This window comes from Salinivibrio sp. IB872 (assembly GCF_001995345.1).
GTDB classification, from domain to species: domain Bacteria; phylum Pseudomonadota; class Gammaproteobacteria; order Enterobacterales; family Vibrionaceae; genus Salinivibrio; species Salinivibrio proteolyticus.
Genome location: NZ_MUFO01000002.1, coordinates 97,606 through 119,819, shown reverse-complemented (window position 1 = coordinate 119,819; position 22,214 = coordinate 97,606). Strand labels below are relative to the sequence as shown.

18 protein-coding genes are annotated in these 22,214 nt (G+C 46.6%); 7 read left to right on the top strand and 11 right to left on the bottom strand.

Annotated features, from left to right (window positions below; translation table 11 throughout):
- The first annotated feature begins 63 nt into the window (after positions 1 to 63).
- Positions 64 to 1,308 (top strand): bifunctional phosphopantothenoylcysteine decarboxylase/phosphopantothenate--cysteine ligase CoaBC, encoded by a 1,245-nt coding sequence (coaBC, locus tag BZJ18_RS01515; protein WP_108743100.1) that lies wholly within the window; start codon positions 64 to 66, stop codon positions 1,306 to 1,308.
- Positions 1,309 to 1,488: 180 nt separating this feature from the next.
- Entirely contained in the window at positions 1,489 to 2,079 is a 591-nt protein-coding gene (gene slmA / locus BZJ18_RS01510; RefSeq protein ID WP_069590901.1) for a nucleoid occlusion factor SlmA, read from the top strand.
- A 43-nt stretch (positions 2,080 to 2,122) separates the two neighbouring features.
- Here the strand turns inward: slmA and pyrE are convergent, their stop codons facing one another.
- Positions 2,123 to 2,764 (bottom strand): orotate phosphoribosyltransferase, encoded by a 642-nt coding sequence (gene pyrE, locus BZJ18_RS01505; RefSeq protein ID WP_077455066.1) that lies wholly within the window; start codon positions 2,762 to 2,764, stop codon positions 2,123 to 2,125.
- A 102-nt stretch (positions 2,765 to 2,866) separates the two neighbouring features.
- Positions 2,867 to 3,586 carry a ribonuclease PH gene (gene rph / locus BZJ18_RS01500; RefSeq protein ID WP_077455148.1) on the bottom strand — a complete coding sequence of 240 codons (720 nt, stop codon included), beginning with the start codon at positions 3,584 to 3,586 and terminating at the stop codon, positions 2,867 to 2,869.
- Between the two features lie 159 nt (positions 3,587 to 3,745).
- Here rph and BZJ18_RS01495 point away from each other — a divergent pair, with 159 nt between their 5' ends.
- Together BZJ18_RS01495 and BZJ18_RS01490 are read left to right on the top strand one after the other, a co-directional pair.
- Positions 3,746 to 4,609, top strand: coding sequence for a YicC/YloC family endoribonuclease (locus BZJ18_RS01495; RefSeq protein WP_077455065.1), 864 nt, complete (start codon positions 3,746 to 3,748; stop codon positions 4,607 to 4,609).
- 184 nt (positions 4,610 to 4,793) lie between these two features.
- Positions 4,794 to 5,999: a tyrosine-type recombinase/integrase gene (locus tag BZJ18_RS01490; RefSeq protein WP_077455064.1), complete on the top strand. Its 1,206-nt coding sequence runs from the start codon at positions 4,794 to 4,796 to the stop codon at positions 5,997 to 5,999.
- 123 nt (positions 6,000 to 6,122) lie between these two features.
- On the opposite strand, the gene BZJ18_RS01485 is transcribed toward BZJ18_RS01490, so the two are convergent.
- Positions 6,123 to 6,569 carry a hypothetical protein gene (locus BZJ18_RS01485; RefSeq protein ID WP_131825255.1) on the bottom strand — a complete coding sequence of 149 codons (447 nt, stop codon included), beginning with the start codon at positions 6,567 to 6,569 and terminating at the stop codon, positions 6,123 to 6,125.
- On the opposite strand from BZJ18_RS01485, the gene BZJ18_RS01480 reads away from it, so the two are divergent.
- Entirely contained in the window at positions 6,568 to 8,031 is a 1,464-nt protein-coding gene (locus tag BZJ18_RS01480; RefSeq protein ID WP_077455063.1) for a hypothetical protein, read from the top strand. The two genes, BZJ18_RS01485 and BZJ18_RS01480, sit on opposite strands and share 2 nt — an antisense overlap.
- Before the next feature lie 766 nt (positions 8,032 to 8,797).
- On the top strand, positions 8,798 to 9,127 hold the full coding sequence (locus BZJ18_RS01470; RefSeq protein WP_077455061.1) for a helix-turn-helix domain-containing protein: 330 nt from the start codon (positions 8,798 to 8,800) through the stop codon (positions 9,125 to 9,127).
- Between the two features lie 174 nt (positions 9,128 to 9,301).
- On the opposite strand, the gene BZJ18_RS17510 is transcribed toward BZJ18_RS01470, so the two are convergent.
- The 8 genes from BZJ18_RS17510 to BZJ18_RS01430 form a co-directional block, all read right to left on the bottom strand.
- Positions 9,302 to 9,889, bottom strand: coding sequence for a hypothetical protein (locus tag BZJ18_RS17510; protein WP_241824894.1), 588 nt, complete (start codon positions 9,887 to 9,889; stop codon positions 9,302 to 9,304).
- A complete protein-coding gene (locus BZJ18_RS01460; protein WP_077455060.1) occupies positions 9,886 to 10,584 on the bottom strand; it encodes a hypothetical protein in 699 nt (232 codons plus the stop codon). Before BZJ18_RS01460 ends, BZJ18_RS17510 begins: the two co-directional genes overlap by 4 nt.
- Positions 10,585 to 10,713: 129 nt before the next feature.
- Complete coding sequence (locus BZJ18_RS01455) at positions 10,714 to 11,244, bottom strand: hypothetical protein (protein WP_077455059.1); 531 nt, start codon at positions 11,242 to 11,244, stop codon at positions 10,714 to 10,716.
- Positions 11,241 to 11,828: a conjugative transfer protein MobI(A/C) gene (mobI, locus tag BZJ18_RS01450; protein ID WP_069500088.1), complete on the bottom strand. Its 588-nt coding sequence runs from the start codon at positions 11,826 to 11,828 to the stop codon at positions 11,241 to 11,243. The genes BZJ18_RS01455 and mobI overlap by 4 nt, the downstream gene beginning before the upstream one ends.
- Before the next feature lie 523 nt (positions 11,829 to 12,351).
- Complete coding sequence (locus BZJ18_RS01445) at positions 12,352 to 14,247, bottom strand: UvrD-helicase domain-containing protein (protein WP_077455058.1); 1,896 nt, start codon at positions 14,245 to 14,247, stop codon at positions 12,352 to 12,354.
- Between the two features lie 8 nt (positions 14,248 to 14,255).
- Positions 14,256 to 16,214, bottom strand: a complete 1,959-nt coding sequence (locus BZJ18_RS01440) for an ATP-dependent nuclease (RefSeq protein WP_077455057.1) — start codon at positions 16,212 to 16,214, stop codon at positions 14,256 to 14,258.
- Between the two features lie 166 nt (positions 16,215 to 16,380).
- Entirely contained in the window at positions 16,381 to 19,611 is a 3,231-nt protein-coding gene (locus BZJ18_RS01435; protein ID WP_077455056.1) for a DEAD/DEAH box helicase, read from the bottom strand.
- Positions 19,608 to 20,411, bottom strand: coding sequence for a hypothetical protein (locus tag BZJ18_RS01430; RefSeq protein ID WP_077455055.1), 804 nt, complete (start codon positions 20,409 to 20,411; stop codon positions 19,608 to 19,610). The genes BZJ18_RS01435 and BZJ18_RS01430 overlap by 4 nt, the downstream gene beginning before the upstream one ends.
- A gap of 582 nt (positions 20,412 to 20,993) precedes the next feature.
- Between BZJ18_RS01430 and BZJ18_RS01420 the strand changes: the two genes are divergently transcribed.
- Positions 20,994 to 22,214: DUF927 domain-containing protein (locus tag BZJ18_RS01420; RefSeq protein ID WP_241824893.1), on the top strand; the 1,221-nt coding region annotated here is incomplete at its 3' end.

Below are 22,214 nucleotides of genomic sequence, written 5' to 3'. Positions count from 1 at the left end.
AAGATTTTTACGCTAAGGATTATGGTATGGTTGCGCCATTCACTGACAACGATATCACGCATTATGGCCAGTTCTTCACAACAGCCAGCCCAGACGCTGGCAGGAAAACGTATACTGCTCGGTATGGGCGGCGGCATTGCCGCGTATAAATGTGCCGACCTCACTCGACGTCTGATTGAACGTGGGGCGACGGTCAAGGTGGTGATGACTCGCGCAGCAAAAGAATTCATCACCCCGCTGACCATGCAAGCCGTTTCCGGTCACCCGGTATCAGATAGCTTGCTTGACCCCGCTGCTGAAGCGTCGATGGGCCACATTGAATTAGCCAAGTGGGCAGATTTAGTCTTGCTCGCCCCCGCGACCGCTGACTTAATTGCACGCGTCCATGCCGGCATGGGCAATGACCTGCTCACCACGGTGTGTCTCGCCACCGATGCGCCGATTGCGATTGCACCCGCAATGAATCAACAGATGTACCGTGCAGCTGTCACGCAAGCCAATATCGCCGCCTTGGGCGCGCGCGGTTGCCTGATTTGGGGGCCCGACAGTGGCGCACAAGCCTGTGGCGATGTCGGCCCGGGGCGCATGCTAGAGCCGATGGCGTTAGTGGCAGAATGTGAGCACTGGGCCGGTCCCACACCTCTGGCTGGCAAGCACATCATGATCACCGCCGGGCCAACCCGAGAAGCACTCGACCCGGTGCGCTATCTTTCCAACCATAGTTCGGGAAAAATGGGCTATGCGCTCGCAGAAGCCGCCCGAGCACTGGGTGCCACGGTCACCCTAGTCAGTGGGCCAGTCGCACTGCCAACGCCCACCGGCGTGCACCGTGTTGATGTGACCAGTGCACAACAAATGTATGAAGCCGTCCATGCCAGCATTGCCTCACAAGACATTTTTATCGGCTGTGCAGCCGTGGCGGATTATCGTCCCCAAACCGTTGCCGAGCAAAAGCTGAAAAAACAAGCCGATAAAGATGCCATGACAGTCACCATGGTGAAAAACCCTGACATTATCGCCTCGGTAGCTGCGCTGTCGGATACACGACCTTTTACCGTTGGTTTTGCGGCAGAAACACAGGATATCGAGACCTATGCACGCGACAAACTGGCACGTAAAGGGCTCGACATGATTTGTGCTAACGATGTCTCGCTTTCAGACCAAGGGTTTAATAGCGATCACAACGCCTTACACCTTTTCTGGCCGAACGGTGATCTCGCACTACCGTTAACAGAGAAAGCCCACTTGGCGCGCGCTGTAATGACGCACATCGCCACCCGTTATCACAAGGCGGATACCAACGCGTAACGCAAAAAAACGCCGTTACATCAAGTGTAAAAGCGTGCGCCAAGGCCACGCTTTTTGCTTTTAATACAGGCACCTCGCCGCTAAGATAAAGGGCATGACTAACACGCTTGGTGGCACCTCGTCCTGATGCTTCCTTTACCGCCCGCCAACGTGAGAATAAAAGACAAAGGAATCGCATGAATGGCAGCCCCGAAAAAAAATAACCGCCGCGAAGAGATCCTCCAAGCGCTCGCGCAAATGCTGGAATCCACGCAAGGCAGCCAGCGCATTACGACCGCTAAATTGGCCGCCCAAGTTGGCGTTTCCGAGGCGGCACTCTATCGCCACTTTCCCAGCAAAGCACGCATGTTTGAGGGCTTAATTGAGTTTATTGAGGACTCATTACTGTCCCGCATCAACCTGATTATTGATGAAGAGAAAGACACCTTAGTGCGTCTTAAGCTCATTCTGCAGTTGCTGCTTGGATTTGGTGAGCGCAACCCGGGGCTGACGCGTATCATGACAGGCCATGCGTTGATGTTCGAGCAAGACCGCTTACAAGGTCGCATCAACCAATTGTTTGAGCGCGTTGAAGCGCAACTCAAGCAAGTACTGCGGGAAAGACGTTTGCGAGAAGGGAAAGGCTTTCCGCTCGATGAAGCGGTGCTCGCTAGCCAGCTAATTGGCCAAGTTGAAGGCAGTTTGTGCCGTTATGTGCGCTCCTCTTTCAAACAACTGCCTACTGCCAACTTTGAACAGTACTGGCAATTGCTCACCAGTCAGCTGCAATAAGCCATGCAAGCAATCAGGCGCGCCGTGGCGCGCCCAGTAAAGGTTAAATACCATACTCTGCTTGATAAGCTTTGACCGCCGCCAGCTGCGCCGGGTCAGCATCGCTTTGCTCTAGATAGGTCACTAAGTCACTCAAACTAATGATAGAGACAACACGGCAGGCAAAGTCACGTTCCACTTCTTGAATCGCAGACAGCTCTCCTTGGCCCCGCTCTTGGCGGTCAATCGCCACCAAAACACCGGCCAGTTGCGCACCTTGCGCTTGGATCAGCGCCATAGATTCACGAATAGCAGTACCTGCCGTGATCACATCATCCACCAACATCACACGACCTACGAGCGCACTCCCCACTAACTGGCCGCCCTCGCCATGATCTTTTGCCTCTTTGCGGTTAAAACAGTAAGGCGTGTCCACATCATGATGATCGGCAAGCGCAACCGCGGTGGTGGTCGCAATCGGGATCCCCTTGTAGGCAGGGCCAAATAGCACATCGTAATTAATCCCAGCATCCATTAATGCAGCGGCATAAAAACGACCCAGTTTTGCTAAATCACGTCCGGTATTAAACAAACCTGCATTAAAGAAATACGGGCTCTTACGGCCGGATTTCAGGGTGAATTCACCAAACTTTAAAACCTGCTTTTCAAGGGCAAACTCAATAAACTGGCGCTGGTAGGCTTTCATTCCATCCTCTCACTATTAAAACGGTTGTGACGGTTATGTCACGGGCTCCATCCTGTTCTCAGGGCAAAAAAATAGCCCCCAATGTGGGAGCTACTGAATCTGTTATGCGTCGGCTAACGCCGATTTTTGGGCAACGACAATGTCATCAATGCCCTTCTTGGCCAGTACCAACATGGCATTGAGCTCATCGGGGGTAAATGGCTCTGCCTCAGCGGTACCTTGTACCTCAATCATGCGGCCATCTTCGAGCATCACCACATTCATGTCGGTGTCTGCCGCGGAGTCTTCTACATATTCCAGATCGCAAATTGGCGTTTGCTGATAAATACCCACCGACACCGCTGCAACGTGACCTTTCATGGGGTTCGCGGCAAGTTTGCCATCACGCACCATGACATTAAGTGCGTCAGCCAGTGCAACGCTCGCCCCCGAAATAGATGCAGTACGCGTGCCGCCGTCGGCCTGAATCACATCACAATCAACCGTGATGGTGTACTCACCCAGCGCGGTTAAATCAACCGCGGCACGCAGGCTGCGCGCAATCAGACGCTGAATTTCCATCGTGCGGCCGCCTTGTTTACCAGTCGACGCTTCTCGACGATTTCGCGTATGCGTGGCACGTGGCAACATACCATATTCTGCCGTCACCCAGCCTTGGCCCTTGCCTTTTAAAAAGCGTGGCACACCCTCTTCGACAGTAGCGTTACAAATGACTTTTGTGTCGCCAAAGCAAACCAGCACAGAGCCTTCTGCGTGGGCAGTAAAACCGCGGGTAAAGCTAACGGGACGAATTTGGTCGAGCGCTCTTCCACTTGGACGCATGCAAGTAACCTTTTGGGCTGATGAAATTTGCCCGCGATTATACGTGTTTCTTGCCACGCTTGCGATCCCTGTCGGCACATCTTGCCAACACAGCTGACGCATTGCAGGTGGATGCGTATAATCAAGCCATTCACTCTTTGCACACACAAGCAGGTACCAATGATCCACAGCATGACCGCCTACGCGCGACACGAAATCAAGGGCGATTGGGGCAACGCCGTTTGGGAAATTCGTTCCGTCAACCAGCGCTATCTCGAAACCTACATTCGCATGCCCGAGCAACTGCGCAGCCTTGAGCCCGTCGTGCGTGAGCGCTTCCGTAAGCGCCTCGCGCGCGGCAAAGTGGAATGCAACTTACGCTTTGATACCTCGCAAGCCAATCAAGACAAGCTCACCATTAACGAAGCCTTAGCCAAGCAAGTAATTCACGCCGCCAAATGGGTGAAAGAAACCGCTGGAGAAGGCAACATCAATCCGTTTCAGGTCCTGAATTGGCCGGGGGTAATGGAAGCCCCAGAGCAAGATACCGACGAGCTGCATCGCGCCCTAATGACCGGTCTGGATGAGGCACTCGACGCCTTTATCGCCGCGCGTGCGAGCGAAGGTGACAACATGAAAGTGCTGATTGAGCAGCGATTAGATGCCATTAGCGCTGAAGTCATCAAAGTGCGCGAAAAGATGCCTACCGTGATTGAATGGCAGCGTGAACGCTTAACCACACGTTTGGAAGAAGCCAAAGTGGAGCTCGATCCAACTCGCATCGAGCAAGAAATGGTGATGCTGGCGCAAAAAGTAGACGTTGCGGAAGAGCTTGACCGCTTGGACTCACACGTTTCAGAGGCGCGCAAAATCCTCAAAAAAGGCGGCGCCTGCGGCCGACGCTTGGACTTTATGATGCAAGAGTTCAACCGCGAAGCCAACACCCTCGCCTCCAAATCGATCAGCACCGAGATCACCGCCTCCGGCGTCGAGCTCAAAGTGCTTATCGAACAAATGCGCGAGCAGATCCAAAACATAGAATAAGGTTTTTTGAGTCTCTTTGAGCTTACTTAAGCTTACCAAGCCCCTGTAAATAGGGGCTTTTTTGTTTTCAGGAGATTTCAGGTCTTTGCCTGAATTTTCAACCAACTGGTGAGTTTAGTGGTGAGTAGTATTGATCTAGTATGCCCTTAAATGGTGAGTAACTTTCCACAATAAGGAGAACTACATGGGCAAGCTAAATGCACGTAAAGTAGCCGCTCTGGCCAAAGATGAACCGCGAAAAACAGCAGATGGCAACGGCCTCTACTTCGTTGTACCCGCTTCTGGAGAACCTTTTTGGATCTTGCGATTTTCAATCAACGGCAGTCGTCCAGAAATGACACTAGGGTCCTATCCAGAACTATCACTTGCTGACGCACGTGATGCAGCCTTCCAGCAACGAAAGCTGATCCAGCAAGGCATCAATCCACTGGCAGAACGCCAACGCCGCCAATGGTCCGGCATACAAACCATAGATGACTTATTCAAAGACTGGTTTGAGCATGATCTTAAAGACAGGCTCAAGCACCCGAACATTCCAAAACGTGTTTACACAAAAGAGATCCGCCCAGTAATTGGGAAGCTTAAAATCGATCAGGTAACAGCATTAGATGTGCGAGAAGTCATCAGACGTATTGTGGATAGCAATCGGCCAACCATCGCCAACGACACTCTCATGTATATGAAGCAACTGTTTCGACATGCCAATAAGCTGGATCTCACCCAGATAAATCCCGCCGCCGCTTTTCGTGTCAATGACGCCGGAGGTGTCGAAGAGAGTCGCGCCAGAGTGTTAACTGAAGAAGAGATTGAGACTGTGTTTCGGGTGTTCAGAGAGAACAACGTGAGTTTTACTCGGGAAAACTATTTGGCCTGCTGTTTGTACTTAGTTTTGGGAGTCAGAAACAGCGAACTCTGCCAAGCCCCTTGGAGTGAAATCGACCTAGATAAAGCCATCTGGGAGTTACCAGCCAGCCGCAGTAAAAATGGCATCCCGTTGACCATCCCGCTTCCCACCCAAGCTGTCAATTGGCTGCAAGAGCTCAAGATCAGAGCGCTTGATTCTGAATATGTCTTCCCAAGTAGACGAAGAAGCAAAAGAGCACATATGGGCTCAGATACGATTACCACTGCCATTAAATATTTGTTTGGTCAGGACAAAGCCAGGCCGACCAAAAATAAGATGGAGAGTGTTGATTACTTTGTAGTCCATGACCTGCGTCGTACCTTCAGAACACTGGCTTCTGCCGAAGGCATTGATGGACAGGTAGCTGAGCGTTGCTTAAATCACAAACTCAAAGGTGTTGAGGGCATCTACAACCGCCACGACTTTTTGAAAGAACGAAGAGTGGCTCACCAGAAGGTTGCAGATCGCATACAGCACCTTCTTTAGTTACCGACAAGGGTAAGATCTATCGAATGCGTCATACAGATTTACCCTTAAATCGATCCCTGCCACCTATATAAAATGATCCTGAAACGAAAAAAGTGCCCGTACTTGGTTACAGCTAGGCAGCTAACTCCGTTCCCCCCCTATGTTACCTTCCTGTAAGTCTTGGGCTAGTTTACCGCTTTCACGGTCCCAAGTAGTTTTAGCTATGGCTCTTTTACTAACCTCTATCTTCTTTTTCTTAGCATGGCGGTCAGCAGCTCGATCTAACTCAATTTGCCGATTAAGATCACTCAATAACTCTGGGTCATCCTTAGATACATATCCATACTCTTCGTTAAGTATCTCTACTAGCTGGCTTTGTGGGATCCCTGTCTCTTGTTCCATTTCTGAGATGGTTTTAGCCAAGCTACGCTGCATGCTACGCTGTACAATATTTGCCATAATATTTACCTCTTTAACTGATGGTTTTTGTCTTTGCAACCTGCAAAACTGCCTCGTTGCGTTAGGTGTTAATACTAGAACAAGGCTACTGACAAAAAAGCAGAAAAAATTAATAAGTGAAAATTTCATGGGTCCCAAGAACAAAGAAAAACTGAATGTTACAAATAAAGATGAGTTACGTCGCAGACATTGCGGCAACTACCAGCCCGTGACTAACGGGGAGGTCTATCTCCTGCCATATGAAGTTTTGTTGCATTCGAAGCCCTGCACTTTTTTTTCATCTCTATCGGACTATGATCATCTAAAAAACTCTAGTGCTACTAGAGAGCTAAGCCTTAAAGGGCTTAAAAAGGAATTGTGGGAACTGAACGATGAGAAAACACATCATGACTTTTGGAAGAACTTCAATGATTCTGCACTCAAGACACACTTAAACACCATCTTGGGTACAACCAAGGCTGCCAATCAGGATAAAGATTGGCGTAAAACCTACCTCAAGCAAGCCAAAGAGTCAGATACGGATAAACCACACCACGAAGATATGCTCAAATGCCTTTATCTACTCGCCAACCTACATAAAGCCAGCCCTACCTTCATCCGACAATTAGCAGCTGTCGATGATGCATGGTCTTCGGATTTAAGAGTGTTCTATCCACGTAAAGACTTTGCGTTCAGCGAAGAATACAGTGGTTATCTGGCGGAGCTGTATACAAACATTCTCTATCATCAACCTGAAGCCGTTCGCAAAGTGGTCAAAAACCTTGATCTCCTGATTGATAAAATGGTGCAATTCTCTGAAGGAATGTTTGCCGATATATTGGATCGACGCAGCCCAGACACCGATAGTCCCAGCCTCAAAATTCTAAAATACAACCAGATTGCTTCGATCACACATACTCAAGCTTTACAACGTGTATTGGCCGATAAAATAACAGGGGGGTTCTATGATGACTCTTTTGTCCGGCTAAAAGAACGAGAGCATCAAGGGTTGGCGAATTCGGATCATTATTGGCTAGTGGCAGCTCAATGCCTCAGGTTAAAGTTACGACGTCCAATGACAAAGAGAGGACGATACTGGCACCTAGATAAACACGACCCAATACCCGAACAAGATGTCGACCAAATCATCAATCTGTACGCCAATGCATTGTCAGCAGACGCTTTAAATGGTTTAACATTTGAGAGTATTGGCACCAAAAGTGGTAAAAAAGATACATCTCTTCCAGCAGCAATCCGACAAATGGCAGTGCAAAACCCGCAAACAGTAGATGAGGTTCTAGGGGCTCCTGCGCTGGACTGTGCAAATATCCCTGAACTCTATACTAAGTACGTCTCTTGCCGAGCCCAATATGCTGAAAACTATCGTCAGGGAATGCATATAAATTTCATCCAGAACATGGCTAGAAACCCAGCCATTGATAAAGTACTGAACTATGTGAGAGGTAACAATCTAGGCCAAATCCATGCTGATATTGATGAGATCGAGCGAAAAATAAAGGTAATGAACTTTCTTCAAGGAAATATGGATAACATAGAAGGCGTTACAATAGTTTTCGAGTATGGCATGCATGAATTACCGAGTCGGGTGTAATAGCTCTGGTCACAAGAAGCAAAAAGATTAGGTGTCTGTTTGGACAGGACAAAGCCAGACCCACAGAAAACAAAATGGAGGTGTTGAGGGCATCTACAACCGTCACGATTTTCTGGAAGAACGAAGAGATGCTCACCAGAAGGTTTCAGATCGCTTACAGCACCTACTTTGACTACTGGCAAGGATAAGATCTCTTGAATGCGTCATACAGATTTACCCTTAAGCCAGGTCCTGTCAGCAAAGTACTTGGTCCTGGAGTAAAATCTGACTGTTCTCGATACAGATGCTCAAGGGATCGATCAACATTCGCTCTCACTGATTCAAACTGAATGTTTCTTGGTAGACAAAGCTGACCATTATCTTGAGGCATACTGACCCAACGTATGACATCATTTGCTCTTTTAAGATCAGGCCGAAGTAACGCAGCTTCTTCAACCCACTGAGCCCAGAAAGAAGCGGATTGCAAAAAACCTTTTAGGAAAAAGTTGCACGCTTGGTTAGGCTGACCACATATCTGCTTCCAGTCACCATATGTGAGCTCATAACTAGGCACAGCATATGCCTGGGCAGATAAACCTACCGATAAACATACACTGAGAACTTTCATCGGTATACCACTTCTAGTTTTTCTTCTAAGTACAAACTTACTGGGCATTTTTGCTCTCCATGACTATTCCATCAACCACAAAGCTTAGATATCCTAAATATACAGAATCATAAAAAACTTAGAAGATCTAAGCATCTAGAGATTGTCGATGAATGTGATTTGCCAACCCCAAGCCCCCTACCAACACGCCTTAAAGAGGCACGAACGCGAGCAGGCATCAGCCAAAAAACGCTCGGAATTCGTATTGGTATGGACCCAAGTGTGGCGAGTGGACGCATGAACCATTATGAAAAAGGCCGCCATACACCTGATATCAACACGTTAAGAAAAATGGCAGAAGAACTAAACGTACCCATTGCGTTCTTTTTCTGTGATTCACCAAAGACAGCTGAACTTCTATGCCTTATAGAAAATCTCTCAGAAGAAGAAAAAAGCAAACTAATTCAAAAGTTAGCTAGCAACCAGCCACACACCTCAAGTAAATCCTAAATTCACAGGGAAATTGGGAAACGTGGGAAATCGGGAAAACGACCCCTACTTGTTACCCCCACCTCGCTTTGCCTGATATGCGGCATACCAATAGACACACCCAACAGCAACCACTGTCAAAAGCAGCCCCGCGAGCCAATACCAAAGCAAATCCATACAATCTCCTTAAATCGTTTAATCAAATGGGTCGCAGCTAATACCACCACAGTCAAAACTGGTATCAATGCTAGTCATGCTGTCATCTCCAAACACATTGCCGCCGATATCAATACAAGAGTTTTCCATCATGGGAAGGCCACTTGCTGGATTAATATCACCGCACCAAAATGATGAGCTCGAATCAGAACTGGCATCTGCGATATCTGGCATCAATTCCGCACTCGCCGCGCTGACCAATCCAGCTCGGTATACTCCTGAACTTAATAAGCCAGATGCCGAGCTAGATCCCATCGATATCGATCCATGCCCTTGGAACCGTCTCGCCCTGTTATTGCTGGCTCTGGGCCTGCCATAACGTCGATGTAGCTTGTTCACGCAATAAGCTGCGGTAAACAGGATAATCAAAAATGAAATTGGGCTGGGCAAGGCAAACAACAGCGTCACAAAAAGAACCAATTTTACTATCACTTTGAGCGGCCAAAGCCAATCAACACGCATCGTTGTCTCCACCTCTTTTTCGGTGAAAGCATGAGGTTCAATACCAGCACTGCCAGGGTGCTTTGAAGACACGTCAGCAGAAACGGCGTTCATCTTCAGAATCATGCTGCCTCCTTAGCCATAGGGTGACTCAAATGGGAAAAAACTGTCACGACCAGCGAGTGAGTCTCCTGTGGCACTAGCAAGAAATATAGATCTCCCGTGGGGTGGTGCCAGATTTGACTGCCGTCGTCACCGTACTTCAGCAGTTTCTGAAATCGTGTACGATCTGAGAGTCTCGCTTGGCGAAGCTCAGGGTTGCAAAGTTGACGTTGTAGGCTCGTGTAACCGTAACGAAAGCGCTCTTGGTAACGCTGTATTGCATGGCGACTGATTGCAACAGGCCCTAATACTGGAGAATCAAACACAGGTTGAGGAAAGCGATATGGCTGGATCATTAGCATCTGGTCAGTAGAAGCGGCAACACCGACAATTTCATCAGGATTGAGTTGCACTCCATCCAGCCACGTCTTCAAATACTGACCGGCTTTCCGCAAATCATTACTTGAGCTCTGCTTCAAAGACCGAAGGGTCGCACACGACAACCCTATCGCAAGACCTTTACCGCTGCCTGGACGATGGCCGAATACCTGACGGTCCCAGAGCAAATAGCGTACTACAGTAAGCTCTGAAACTGCTATACGATGCTCAATCTGACTTACGCGTACATCAATCACACCATTTTTTGATAAACCAGAGAACCACGCTACGCTCACGTTAAACTTACTGGTGGCAATTGTTTGAATTTTCAATTTCATCATATGAAACCCCTCCTATTTACTACCAAAATATCACGTATTTTAAAAATGCAACCTCCAAGCTAAAAGCAACAAAAAAGCCTTCCCAACAAGTCTGGCAAGGCTTAATAAAATATCAACCAAGATTATGATTTAATTAACTTTGTTTCGAACAAACATTTCAATCTCATCTACAGGATATACAAGCTGTAATAGCTTCTTCTCAAATTCTGAAATAAAGTCTGCACGCACTTTCATTTCCTCTATTTGTAGGCATATGTGGTAATACATTTGCCGTTCCCAGTTAGCGACGTTACTCATCCTTTTTTGCTTTAGAATGTTACCTGTTAACATTTCTAGCTTTGCTGGTTTGTCCCTATTAAAAACTATAACTTTAAACCATTGAAAGTTAGGCAGGTTATCCTCGATATACACGGTAAAGACAAACCGAAACGGTTCCTGTCCGGAGTGCTCTTTCTTTAATTTATCCCTGTAATTGTTGAATGACTCTTCCAGAGAGAAAGCTGAGCGTTTTAAATCACGTCGCTGTACGATTAACTCATCTTTCATTTTCGAAATGTACGTAGATAACAATACAGAATCATGGATATTGGTCGTTAGGCTATTTAAATCAACTTGAATATCTTTATCAAAAATACCGACTAATGGGTCTTCTAAACTCATTTGGGCACCTCCATCAACTCAAAATGATCTCGCAGCTTGATAAAACGACGCTGACACATTTCAACTTTTTTTCTGATGTTATCCATCTCATGCCGGATCTCTCGAAGCAGCTGAAAAGCATCTTCACAATAATCAATCTGGACCTTTTCCCAACCTTGAGCTTTGGAAAAAGAGCTCGAACGATAACGGCTGCCAGAACCTTTCGGAATATGTACTGACCTAACTCTTTGGTGTTTATTTTTACGGTGTTTCATGTCTTCTTCATCGAGGAAAACATTGATGTACCATGAAGCTTCAAACTTATTGTCTTTGACTCTCACGCGACAACCAAATCTACCTGGCACTTCTGGAGTTTCAGGTGAGCGATGATGTCGATTGAAACGCCAAAAGTTATTAGCGAAGCAACTAGCCATGAATTCGAGACGAAATGGCTCTTGATGTGTGATTTTAGTTATTTCTTCGAGGAGTAACTCCGATTGGGCCAGAGCTTTTTCAAAATACTCTGATTCATTAAACTCCTCACGATAGTGGGCTAACTGGTGCCAATTAGACGCCAGCTGATCTAACTTTGAGTAGTCTTGCATAATTAAGCCTCCTTTTTTACGACCGCTAAGGGTTACAGTCTATCGAGGCTTACTAATTTGATTACACTGCGAAAATGCCCAATCAGGACAGTTTGAGAGTTTTTTTGCTTTCATTGCCCCAGTAATAATACGGCGCGTCGATAGCATATCCTCACCGGGACCTAGCCAATCACTTTCCAATTAACTATCTAATGTGGGGCCTTGACGACAGCTTTCTCCAAAAGTAATCGCAACGTACTGGGGCAGCTAGCTGTTATTTCCAAAGTTATGTGGGACCTAGGAAATAAAATCCAAAGCGGATGGAACACCGACTGGCAATTTCCATAATTATGTGGGGCTTTGTCTGCAAGTTTTCTATAGCGATTCTGACTTTCACATGTGAAAGTCCCTGAGGGGGCTTTCAGCCCAAAAAATCAGAAAGCTAACGTTTGACGCTCTTTGGATTACGCGGACTTTGTATCATACAAACAAGATATCCAAAGGCGACCATACGGTCGCATTTGGATACCTTAGCAAAAAATAATTAGCTAGGTGGGATCACATACTCCTGTACACCAGCAGTCGTCAGCAACGCATAAAAATCTGCGACCTTGATTCTTTGTCCTCTTTGCTGACAATAGGAAAATATCGCCCTTTGTTTCGCACGAGACAGTGCAACAAAAAATGTCGATAACCCTTCGGAATCGCCAGGTCGATAGGACCACCAAGCATTATCATCGATCCCCATGAAAATAGTTGTATCGAATTCCAGCCCCTTGCTTTTATGAATTGTCATTAGCGGAATCTGATTTGTACCTTCAAATTCTTCCAGGAAATTTCCCCAGCAACTCTGGGTATCAACACAGTTTGTAAAAAACTCTTCAAGTGCTGCCAGGTTTATTTCAAGTAGATCACCAGTAGCGTAACGAGCAAATGTTTTCCGAAGATCATTCAAATCAATAAAGGCAATAATTCTTTCAAAAACGAGGCGAGCATTGTCTGGTGTAAACGATTGTCGCATCAACTCCTTGAGTTCAGAAACAAATAATGCTAACCGGCGTTCAACCTGTCTCAGTGCTTTTTCATCTTCTTGGGTTGTGTTACGAAGCAGCTGTACATCTGCTGATAACTGATTCCAAACTTGCGCATTTCGATGCCCAAGTCCTAGCCTTAGAAGATTAGAGAACAAAATAGTCAACTCCTCAGCAAGTAAATCCTGAAGAGTAGTTTTACCTATTTTCACACTTTCATTTCGCAAGCTAAGCCCGTACTGAGTTAAATACGAAGATAGCTGCTCTTCGTAATCCTCAGGTCTTTGGCGCACCAGAACGGAATAGTCCCTTGGGTTCAATGACCTGCTTCGTATGTCATTCGCAATCCACTGCGCCAAGTAACTGGCCTCTTGATCTACGTTACAGCTAAAACAAATCCAAGCAGCATCACCAGATACCTGACTGTAGTTACTTGTTTGAACCTCTCTCACCTCATGGTCAATAGCTTGTGCAATAACATGTTGTATCCTGACCAGTTCTGGAGAAGAGCGGTGATTAAGCAACAGCGGATATCGTTGTGCCGAAAAATCGGCCTCAAACTGATGAAACGCATCACCTCGGGCTCCGGCCCAACCCATGATCCTCTGCTTATAATCCCCCACAACCGTTACCGTTGTTTCACTATAACCGAAGGCTGACAACAGGAAATCATACTGACCATAAGTCGTATCTTGGAATTCATCCACAAAGACATATGGATACGTTGCTCTCAGAGCTCGTCGCACATGGACATTGGTACGAATTATATATTCAGCCAGCCGATTTATTGTCATAAATGTCAGCTGTGATGGCTCTTCATCTCCGCAACTTACTTGTTCGGCTAACCAATTATCATAAAGAGTCCGTTCCCCTATGTCGTTCGAAGCTAGACCAAGTCTCCTTGAGCCAACAAATGTAGACTCAAAAGTTATTGGGTTTATTCTGGCTATAGCATTCAACAATCCAGAGATATGACTATTTTTTTGCCGCTCTCGACCTAAAAAACGGGTTATCTGCTGGCGAGTTGCAAAAGTGACATCATATGGTTTTGTTGGTCTCCACTGTGGTGGCAACGCCATACGAAAACGGTCAACTATATTTTTAGAAAAAGCGTCGAAGGTCATCGAAACAAATCGACTACCTAGCTCTTCTGGACACCGTTCTTCCACCCTATCTGCGAGATTTTTTGCAGCATCGGTCTTAAATGAAATGGCTAGAATTTTTTGGTTTGGTGGGCATAGGCCAGTCTCAAGCAAATATGCAGCTTTTTGCGCTAAAAACTCTGTCTTTCCTGCACCTGGGCCAGCGATAACGCTTGTGGACTCTCGTCGCCATAGTGCTTGCCAAGCATTTGGCTCAAGCTCGTCGATCCCTTTGGGCTGCCAATGATCGGGTTGAATAAACTTCACCTAGCCCCCTAGCTTTGAAGAGCTGCGTGAATAGACTGAACTAACGCTCGCAGTTCTTCTGGCGCGTTCTGGGCCAACTGTTCTGGCGGAATAGATCCAAGCACTCGGATGTGCGTGCTAGGCTTACCTCTTCCTAAGAACAGGTATCTGTACCAGCGCAGATTAAGTAGGTCGTCAGCATAAAATTCAGGGTTTCCCTCGTCGCCCATGACGGCATCACCAGGCTCCCCACGACTAGATGGTCCGGTAGAGCTTTCGTCGGGTGCAATCCGATATTGTTCGGGAAATGCTTTTAGCATCGAATAATCAATGTCTAATGGGCTGGAGAAGTATACGTTAAAACGGGGTTGACGAAGATAGCTAACCCAACGACTCATAAATTCATAATCATCACGCCTGAAGGTATCAAACTCAGCCAGATTTACAGATACCCCGTCAGCATGCACTCCATGAGTAAAAATACTTTCAGCCGGTATTCCATATTCTATTAACTTGGCGACTGCGTTCTTGATCCTTCCCCAGCCACCGCCGTGCCGCCCCCAATCAAGATCGAGTAATGTGATAAAGGGGATCTGTAAATCTGTTAGTAAACGCCACATGTGGTTTACATGTCGGCCCCCTAATGGAACCATGGCGACAAAAGACTTATCAATTGGTATTCCCATCGCTTCTGATATAGCGGGAAGAATTACCTCCTCGGAAGCCCCCTCCCCGAGAACCACGACCTTAGCGAAATACAACTCTGAATAGGCTCTCACCGCTTGCTGGATGTACTTTGCAGCTTCATTCTCTTCATCGGGTAAAGTCAGTTGACGAACAACAGTGGTGTTTGATTCTGTTGCTAGCCTGAAGTGCCTTACTTGCGTTGGTTGGATCCTGGCGAGAATGCTCGGCGAATGACTAGATAGTACTGCTTGAGCTCTTAAGCCATGCACTAGGCTGCTGATCTGGCTTATGATTCGAGATAGATAGTATGGGGCTAGGTTATTCTCCGGCTCCTCAAGTGCCAATATAGTCAATGAGGGCAAGGGCAAGTCTGCACCAAGAAAATCGTCACTCTCTGGTTGGGCTAAGATCTCAGTTTCAACATCGAGAGTGGCTGAAGTCATGGCTATGTGAAACAACGAACTTTGGCCATCACTTAGCTCATCAATGCTTCGATCGCGACCACTTTCATCTGGGTGCAGCAGTACCTCTACCTTACGAACAAACTCTTCAAAACGTAGGTCGACCGGACGAAACTTCGGTGTACTATCAGTTCCAGCAGAATGCAGCTCCTGCCAACGGTCTGTGAGCTTTCCAGTCACGGTACTAATCGCATTTTCACCCTCAAAGGATTCATTCAGCTCTGTAGCCTTTTGAGTAAAAGATGACCGAACTTGTTCTGACCAGTTAATAGCTTTCCAAAGCCGACCTTTCAGAAAGGCTGATACCTGGGAAACTGCGCATCGTGTGGCTGGTACGTAGATCAATTGGATTCGAGAGCGATCCGCTGGGCGCAAATTGTGAAAATCAGCATCTTCTGGCTCACCCCATGTCGTAACCGCGCGGAACTGGCTCGTAATGTACCCATCTATTGAACCATCATCTTCCCATTCCGCGTCCAAACGCAAACGGCATTTCAGCTTGCCGCCCTCATCAGTCACGCTCATATGGTGAAAGAAGTCTGGTATCACGGAGTGGTCTCCGTCTTCATCATCCAGTTCAGGAAAGGCGACAATGGCTTCAAGCGTTAGAGTCCGCTTACTGGGGCTATCTTCTTCAGAAGAGGGAATGTGAAAATCCTGACGGCGAATCGTCCGTTGTTCATTTGAGATGCCGAACATGCGCTGTAAGGCCTGCATCAAGGCTGTTTTTCCGGAGCCATTAGCCCCAACAAGAGTGGTTAGATCCGGATCAACAGCTATACTCTGACCCTCTGGTCCAAAGCTTCTAAAATTGTGTAGAACTATTGTCTCTATATGCACAGCTGCTTCCCTCTCCTAAGTATCCACATATTATCTGGGGCTTCCCTTACTGACTTTCAACCGCAAAGATCAGCCATGTGATCATGAACTAACTAATTGATCAAAAACGGCCACCCGATGTGGCCGTAATTGGAGCGAGTCTTACTTTGACACTGCTTTAAATGAACTATACCCCAGACAGTTGCTTCCAGACTTTACGGTAATCATCCCCAGACATCGCAGCACCTTCAGGGCGAAGCCTCGACCAATCATCAGCGCTCAACGCACTAACATAACCGGTGGCAAGAGATGGTGCAGACGCAGTATCAGTGTCTCGATGCAGTAGCTTAAAGTCTGCACCCAAGCTTTCAGCGATACTGCGGGGAACAGAGTTCATCCGCATCAGCACACCTTCTTCAGATCTGACACCGTGATAAAGCATCGCCGGAAGATTATTCAAGGTTCGTAGCTCTTCCTCTGACAGGCTGTCAAAATCAATACCAGCTGTTGGCATCTTACTTAGAGCAGACAAGCCCCAAGCACCATTGTTCGCTAAGTCCCTGTATACGGCTTTACACGCTTTAGATAAGTTGTTCGTTAGATCGCCTTCATCAAAGAAACGGTTAGCAATATCTTCAAGGGAAGATCCATCAACCCAAGCCTGAGTAATGTCAGCAAGCCGTTGATGGCCTATACCATCTCCACCGAGCTCGGTAAGACTCTTCTGGAGTTGCGGAACACGCATCATCACGCCCATTAAATCAGGTAAGGCTGAACGCCCCGTTTCGCTTCCAAAGAGGCTACTTGGCTGCCAATCTTCTGTGGTTAGCTTGTTCTCAAGTCTATTGAGTTCCAACAGCGCAGTTCTCACACCTTCCGGTGAAAAGCCGGTTGAATCTGCCAACGCTGCGTTTTCAGGGTGCTCTGCTATTTGTCTTACATAGCCCCTTGTTGCTTCGAGTAAAGCGTCTGCCTGTTGCTGAGAGTGCCTATCTGGCTTAGCCCGTAATGAGCTGAAGCCATAGGTGTTCCTCAGAAGTTGCTCAGCCTCAGCAATAACCTCATCAAGGTTCCGCTTCTCGTTCCATAGGTGTGCAATATAGCTACGAAAATCAGCCCACTGCTCCTGATGAATTACCGCCGAAAGATCATTCAACCCACCCACTGAGTCTATTTCTTCGAGCATACTTACCAAGCGAGATAGAAGGTCACCTGTAGCATCACTAACAAATTGTCTGATTTCATTAGGATTAGCTCCCGCTGCAATGCCCACCACGCCAACGCTATCATGGCCAATCCGTCCAGCTCGACCTGCAAGGTTCCAGAACTCACGAGGGGACATCTGTATCCCGTAAGGGTATTTCGGGCTCGCCAGGAATACAGATGAAACAGGGAAGTTCAAACCTTGTGCAATCGTTGTAGTAGCGCACATAACCTTGATATGACCTTCTTCCGTAAGCCATTCAATCAAAGCCAGGGCCTCAGCTGGCAAGCCTGCATGATGCACTACTACACCTTTTTCCAGCATTCCTATGAGCTCAAAATCAGGACTGATTTCTGTGCTCAAGAAGCGCTGCACCAACGCAATCTCTTCGGGGATTCGATCTAGGGGTTCAAGTTCATTAGCTATTAAGCGAGCGATACTCCAAGCATCCGGTATCTTCTGTGCAACAGCGATACTTGTTCCACGTTTCGAGAACACTTTTGCCATTGCAGCAGCCTGCTTAGACAAAGATCTAGCAGAGCTATAACTCAAGTTACGAATAGGCCTTATGCCATCCACATCATGCTTACCACGCAGATGGATTGTTCGTTGAGTGGTTGTTAGAGTTTCAAAGGTTAATTTCCAATTGCCACGGCCTTCTGCTTGCTCAGCATCGAATAGGCCAACAATCCTCTCGTTTGGTTGCCAAGCAGATGTACTAAGGCTAATGCTCTTACCTCTACCTGAACCAAGCCACTGGGCTAATTCATTAGCATTTGGAACAAATGGCATCAGCAATAAGAAGTTGGCTCGCGAAGCTTCCTGCTTAATTGTCGCCAGCAGTAGTTCAATACGCAGACCACGCTCGTTATCTTCTATGTTGTGCGCCTCGTCCATTACCAATAACGCCAATGGACGCTGAACCTTCTTGTTGCGCATAACAAGCTGCAATTTCTCCGGCGTTGCAACTAACACTTGGAAGGCTTCTTGCTCACCTAAAAGAGCATCTTCAAACGCATCAACTTCAATCGCCCCGGTAAGTTGCTCGACCTTGATGCCGAGTGGTCCGARGTCAGAACGCAATCTTCTAGTGATCTGTGAGACAAGCGCTCTGGTCGGCGCAACGTATGCGATCCAACCACCATCATCAGCAAATTGGTTGAGTGCTTGGAGCATTCTAAATTGCGCTAACTGAGTTTTGCCGCCAGACGTAGGCATATCAATCACAACAGCTCGGCTCGCCGGATCAAGTAGGTTTTGCTCTTGCAGCGCTGCTCTCTGTGGCGGTAACAACTCAAACATACTCTTGTGGCGAGTTACGTGGCCAACAAACCGAGTCACTCTAGAGTTAACGCTATGAGCAACCCACCAAACCGAACCTTCAACCATTTTTCGGCTGGATACATGCAACCAACGCAGCAACATTTCTAGCTTTGTATCACAAGATAATTGAGCAGCCTTAAGCGCAGCCTCAAAGTGCTGATCAAGCTCTGATTCGATTGCTAAAGGCTCGCCTTGAAGCATGTAGGTTGCAAGGCGCTCTGTCGCTTTCGCCCAGTGATATAGAGAGACCAAGCGAATAGCTTCACTTTGTCTGGCTACACCTTGAGCCTGATCTAAGAAGTCTCTTTCATGGCTAGCTTGATCGTGACGAAGACCAACAATGATTTCTGCGATTTGATCTAAATCGTCCCAAGAACGTTTGCGGAGCAAGCGCACCCAAGCATCAAATAAACGGAAAACGACACGTTTATTCCAGGCAACATCAGCTACAGAAGGAACCTGAAGCTGTTGTTCATGTTCTTCGAACCAGCGTCTTAAATCTGTCCAACGATCACCTGCATAAGCTAACCCTGCCATGTGCAGTACATGGAAAACTCGCTGATCTGTATCTTCTGGTATTGGTAATACTCGCATCAGCCCAAAGGCTTTATTCGCACCAGCTATAGCGAGATTTTTTGTTTGTTGCTCAGCAGACGAAGGGCTCAGTAATGTTGCAATACCTTCAATGGCTGCCAGCTCGTAGGCCGAAGCAACTTGCTCGATAGAAGCATAATCAACTTCGATATTCGCACCGGTAAACAAGCTACCTAGCGCACTATGTACTAAGCCGTCTTTTGCTGCATCAAAAGCGCTATCGCGAGTCGCAGAATCAATTGCCTGCACAGCCCAGTGATTGTCGACTGATTGCAGTTGCTCAAATGATAAGGTCATGCTTCCCCCTCATCATTCATTGCTGATTGTGCACGCGCTGGCAAGTTTGTAATTTCACCAGTAGGGATATGAATTGCATGCAACTCAATGTCTGTCTCTGGAGGACAGTCCACTGATAGGGCGYGAGCTCTACCCCGAATATCAGCTTCACGAGGCTCAGTGTCACGCACTAATACGCCATATACAGCAATATCAGTACCTTGTGACTGAACATACCGCTTAGCTGCACTTTGAAATTTGAATTGCCAAGGTTTGCCGGTAGCATGTAGGCCAAGATACTTCACCAAATCATTCTTAACACCCTTATCATCACGTAGACCAAATAGTTGATTACCAAGGCTCGTCATGACGCTAGGGGGAGAATTTTGATCATAGGATGTTTTTACCTCTCCAAAACTAAATCTATAAGGTAATTCTTGATCATCAAGTAGTTGAAGCCCAGTCAGGTCACAGCCTGCGGGGCTTGCATTGGAGTTCTTGAGGTCTCGTGATGTCGGCCAAGGATATTCACATCTACCACGCTTTGCGACAAATGCTTCTGCAATAGCCTCACCAACCAGCCAATCTTCAAACTCATACTCTTCAGCAAGCACTTCAGCTAATTCGATCTGCTCGAAGTCAGTAGTCACTAAACCAGCTAGAAGTTCATTGAGTTCTTGCTTGCCTGATATATCACATAAGATATCTTTTACTGGACCAGCTAAAATTTGCTCTAGCTGCTGATTGCTAAAGGAAAAGCCATGAGCCACCACAGGATGAGAACTAACATCATAGACCAATGTAGAATCTGGCATCGTCATAACCAAAACCTTAAAGATATCTTGTAATTCAAAACCTTAACCTGCCAACTGAATATTTATTGTTTGAATGATGATTTCCGAGACTAAATCAGGCACCAAGCTCTCTAGAGCGGTAACTCCCAACCTAAAAAAGTCTACGCTTAGATGGCAAAAAGACAAAGTGCGTCAACTAGATATCGTGTTCTCGCTCAGAGAAAAGTTTGAAAAGTTGGCACTTCTTCAGGCTGGTCTAGGCAGTAACATAGGAGACATGCGGGCACAGAAGTTCAAAAAGAACCATGTGTGACATCAATTAAATCAAAAACCAATCGCGTATCAAGAACCGGTATTTTCATTAAATTCGTATATGAATTCAACACCTCTCTATACCCTTTCACATGTGAAAGGGTATCACTTTATGATGCTGCAATAGCCTTTTCGTCAACACCACCCTATCACGCACTCAATTTCACCGCCAAATAGCCCGATTTGGACAGTTCCAGAGAGCCTGTTATCCAGCACGCACAGATATCATATCCAACGTCGATGAAATCAACTGAAAACCATAGCGCCGCGGCCTATTTGTTGTAATAGGGACTAATTATGAATCAAACCGTTATAGCCAAGAACGTTGGCTTGATATTGGAGCAAGAAGACAAAGCGCCACTACAAATCGCTGGGCCAGTATATGTGAAAGCGTTCACCTATGACCCTACTTTTATGAAAGATTTCGGTGTGCTCTTGCAGTGGACCTCTCGCTCAGGAAATGCTCACGAGCGCGTTTTCAAAATGAGAGATATTTTGGCTGATAGCGGAAAAAGCATGCTTCAAGCAGTAGCTGACAGTGGCTTATTCATTCACCACAAATCAAAGTATTGGCATTTTATTCTCGACTACCTGATGAGTGAGAATCCAGATAAAACTGTAGTAACCGTTGAAAAAACCGGTTGGTTTTTTGATCAATTTGTCACACCAAGCTGGGTGGCGGGGTTTGGAGAACAGGAGGTTATGTACACTGGAGATACACCTGAACAATTAAACTCAAGCGGCAATTTCTTAGAGTGGCAAGATGACGTTGCTATGCTTTGCCAAGGTAATGCTTTGATGATCTTTACTTTGTGCACAGCTTTTGCAGCGCCCTTACTCGAAAAACTCGATTGGGACTCATTCTTGATCCATTTTTTGGGTGCATCAAAAAATGGCAAAACAACCCTAATACGTTTAGCCGCATCTGTATATTCTGACTATCAGTATCGAGACACATGGAGCAGCACAGCAAACGGCATAGAGGGCCGTGCCAAAAGTAGAAACTGTATGCTTATTTTACTCGATGAGTTCCACCAAGCAGAGGCAGATGAAGTAACTAAAGTGATCTACCAGATCGGTAATGGTGTTTCAAAGCTACGAGGAAAGATAGATGGCGGCGCAAGATCCCAAGATTATTGGAGCTTAATTGGCCTATCAACCGGTGAAGTTAGCCTTGAACAAAAACTTTCTGAGTCAAATAAAAAGCCACACGCAGGACAACTAATGCGCTTTTTTGAAATCCCTCTTTTCCAAACATTTGGTGTATTTGAAAACCTACATGACTCTGAATCAGCAAAAGTGTTTGCGGAACGAATTGCCGATGCTACGTCTAAACAATACGGAACTTCCTTGCAACCATTTTTAAATCAGGTAGCAGCAATAACCGAACTAAAAAATGTGCTGAACAAACAGATAAATAAAATCTCACAGTCTTGGATTACAAGCCTGAAAATCGCTCCAAGCAATCAGGTGTTGTTTGCAGCCGATAGATTTGCTTTTATCGCTGCCGTTGGCGAA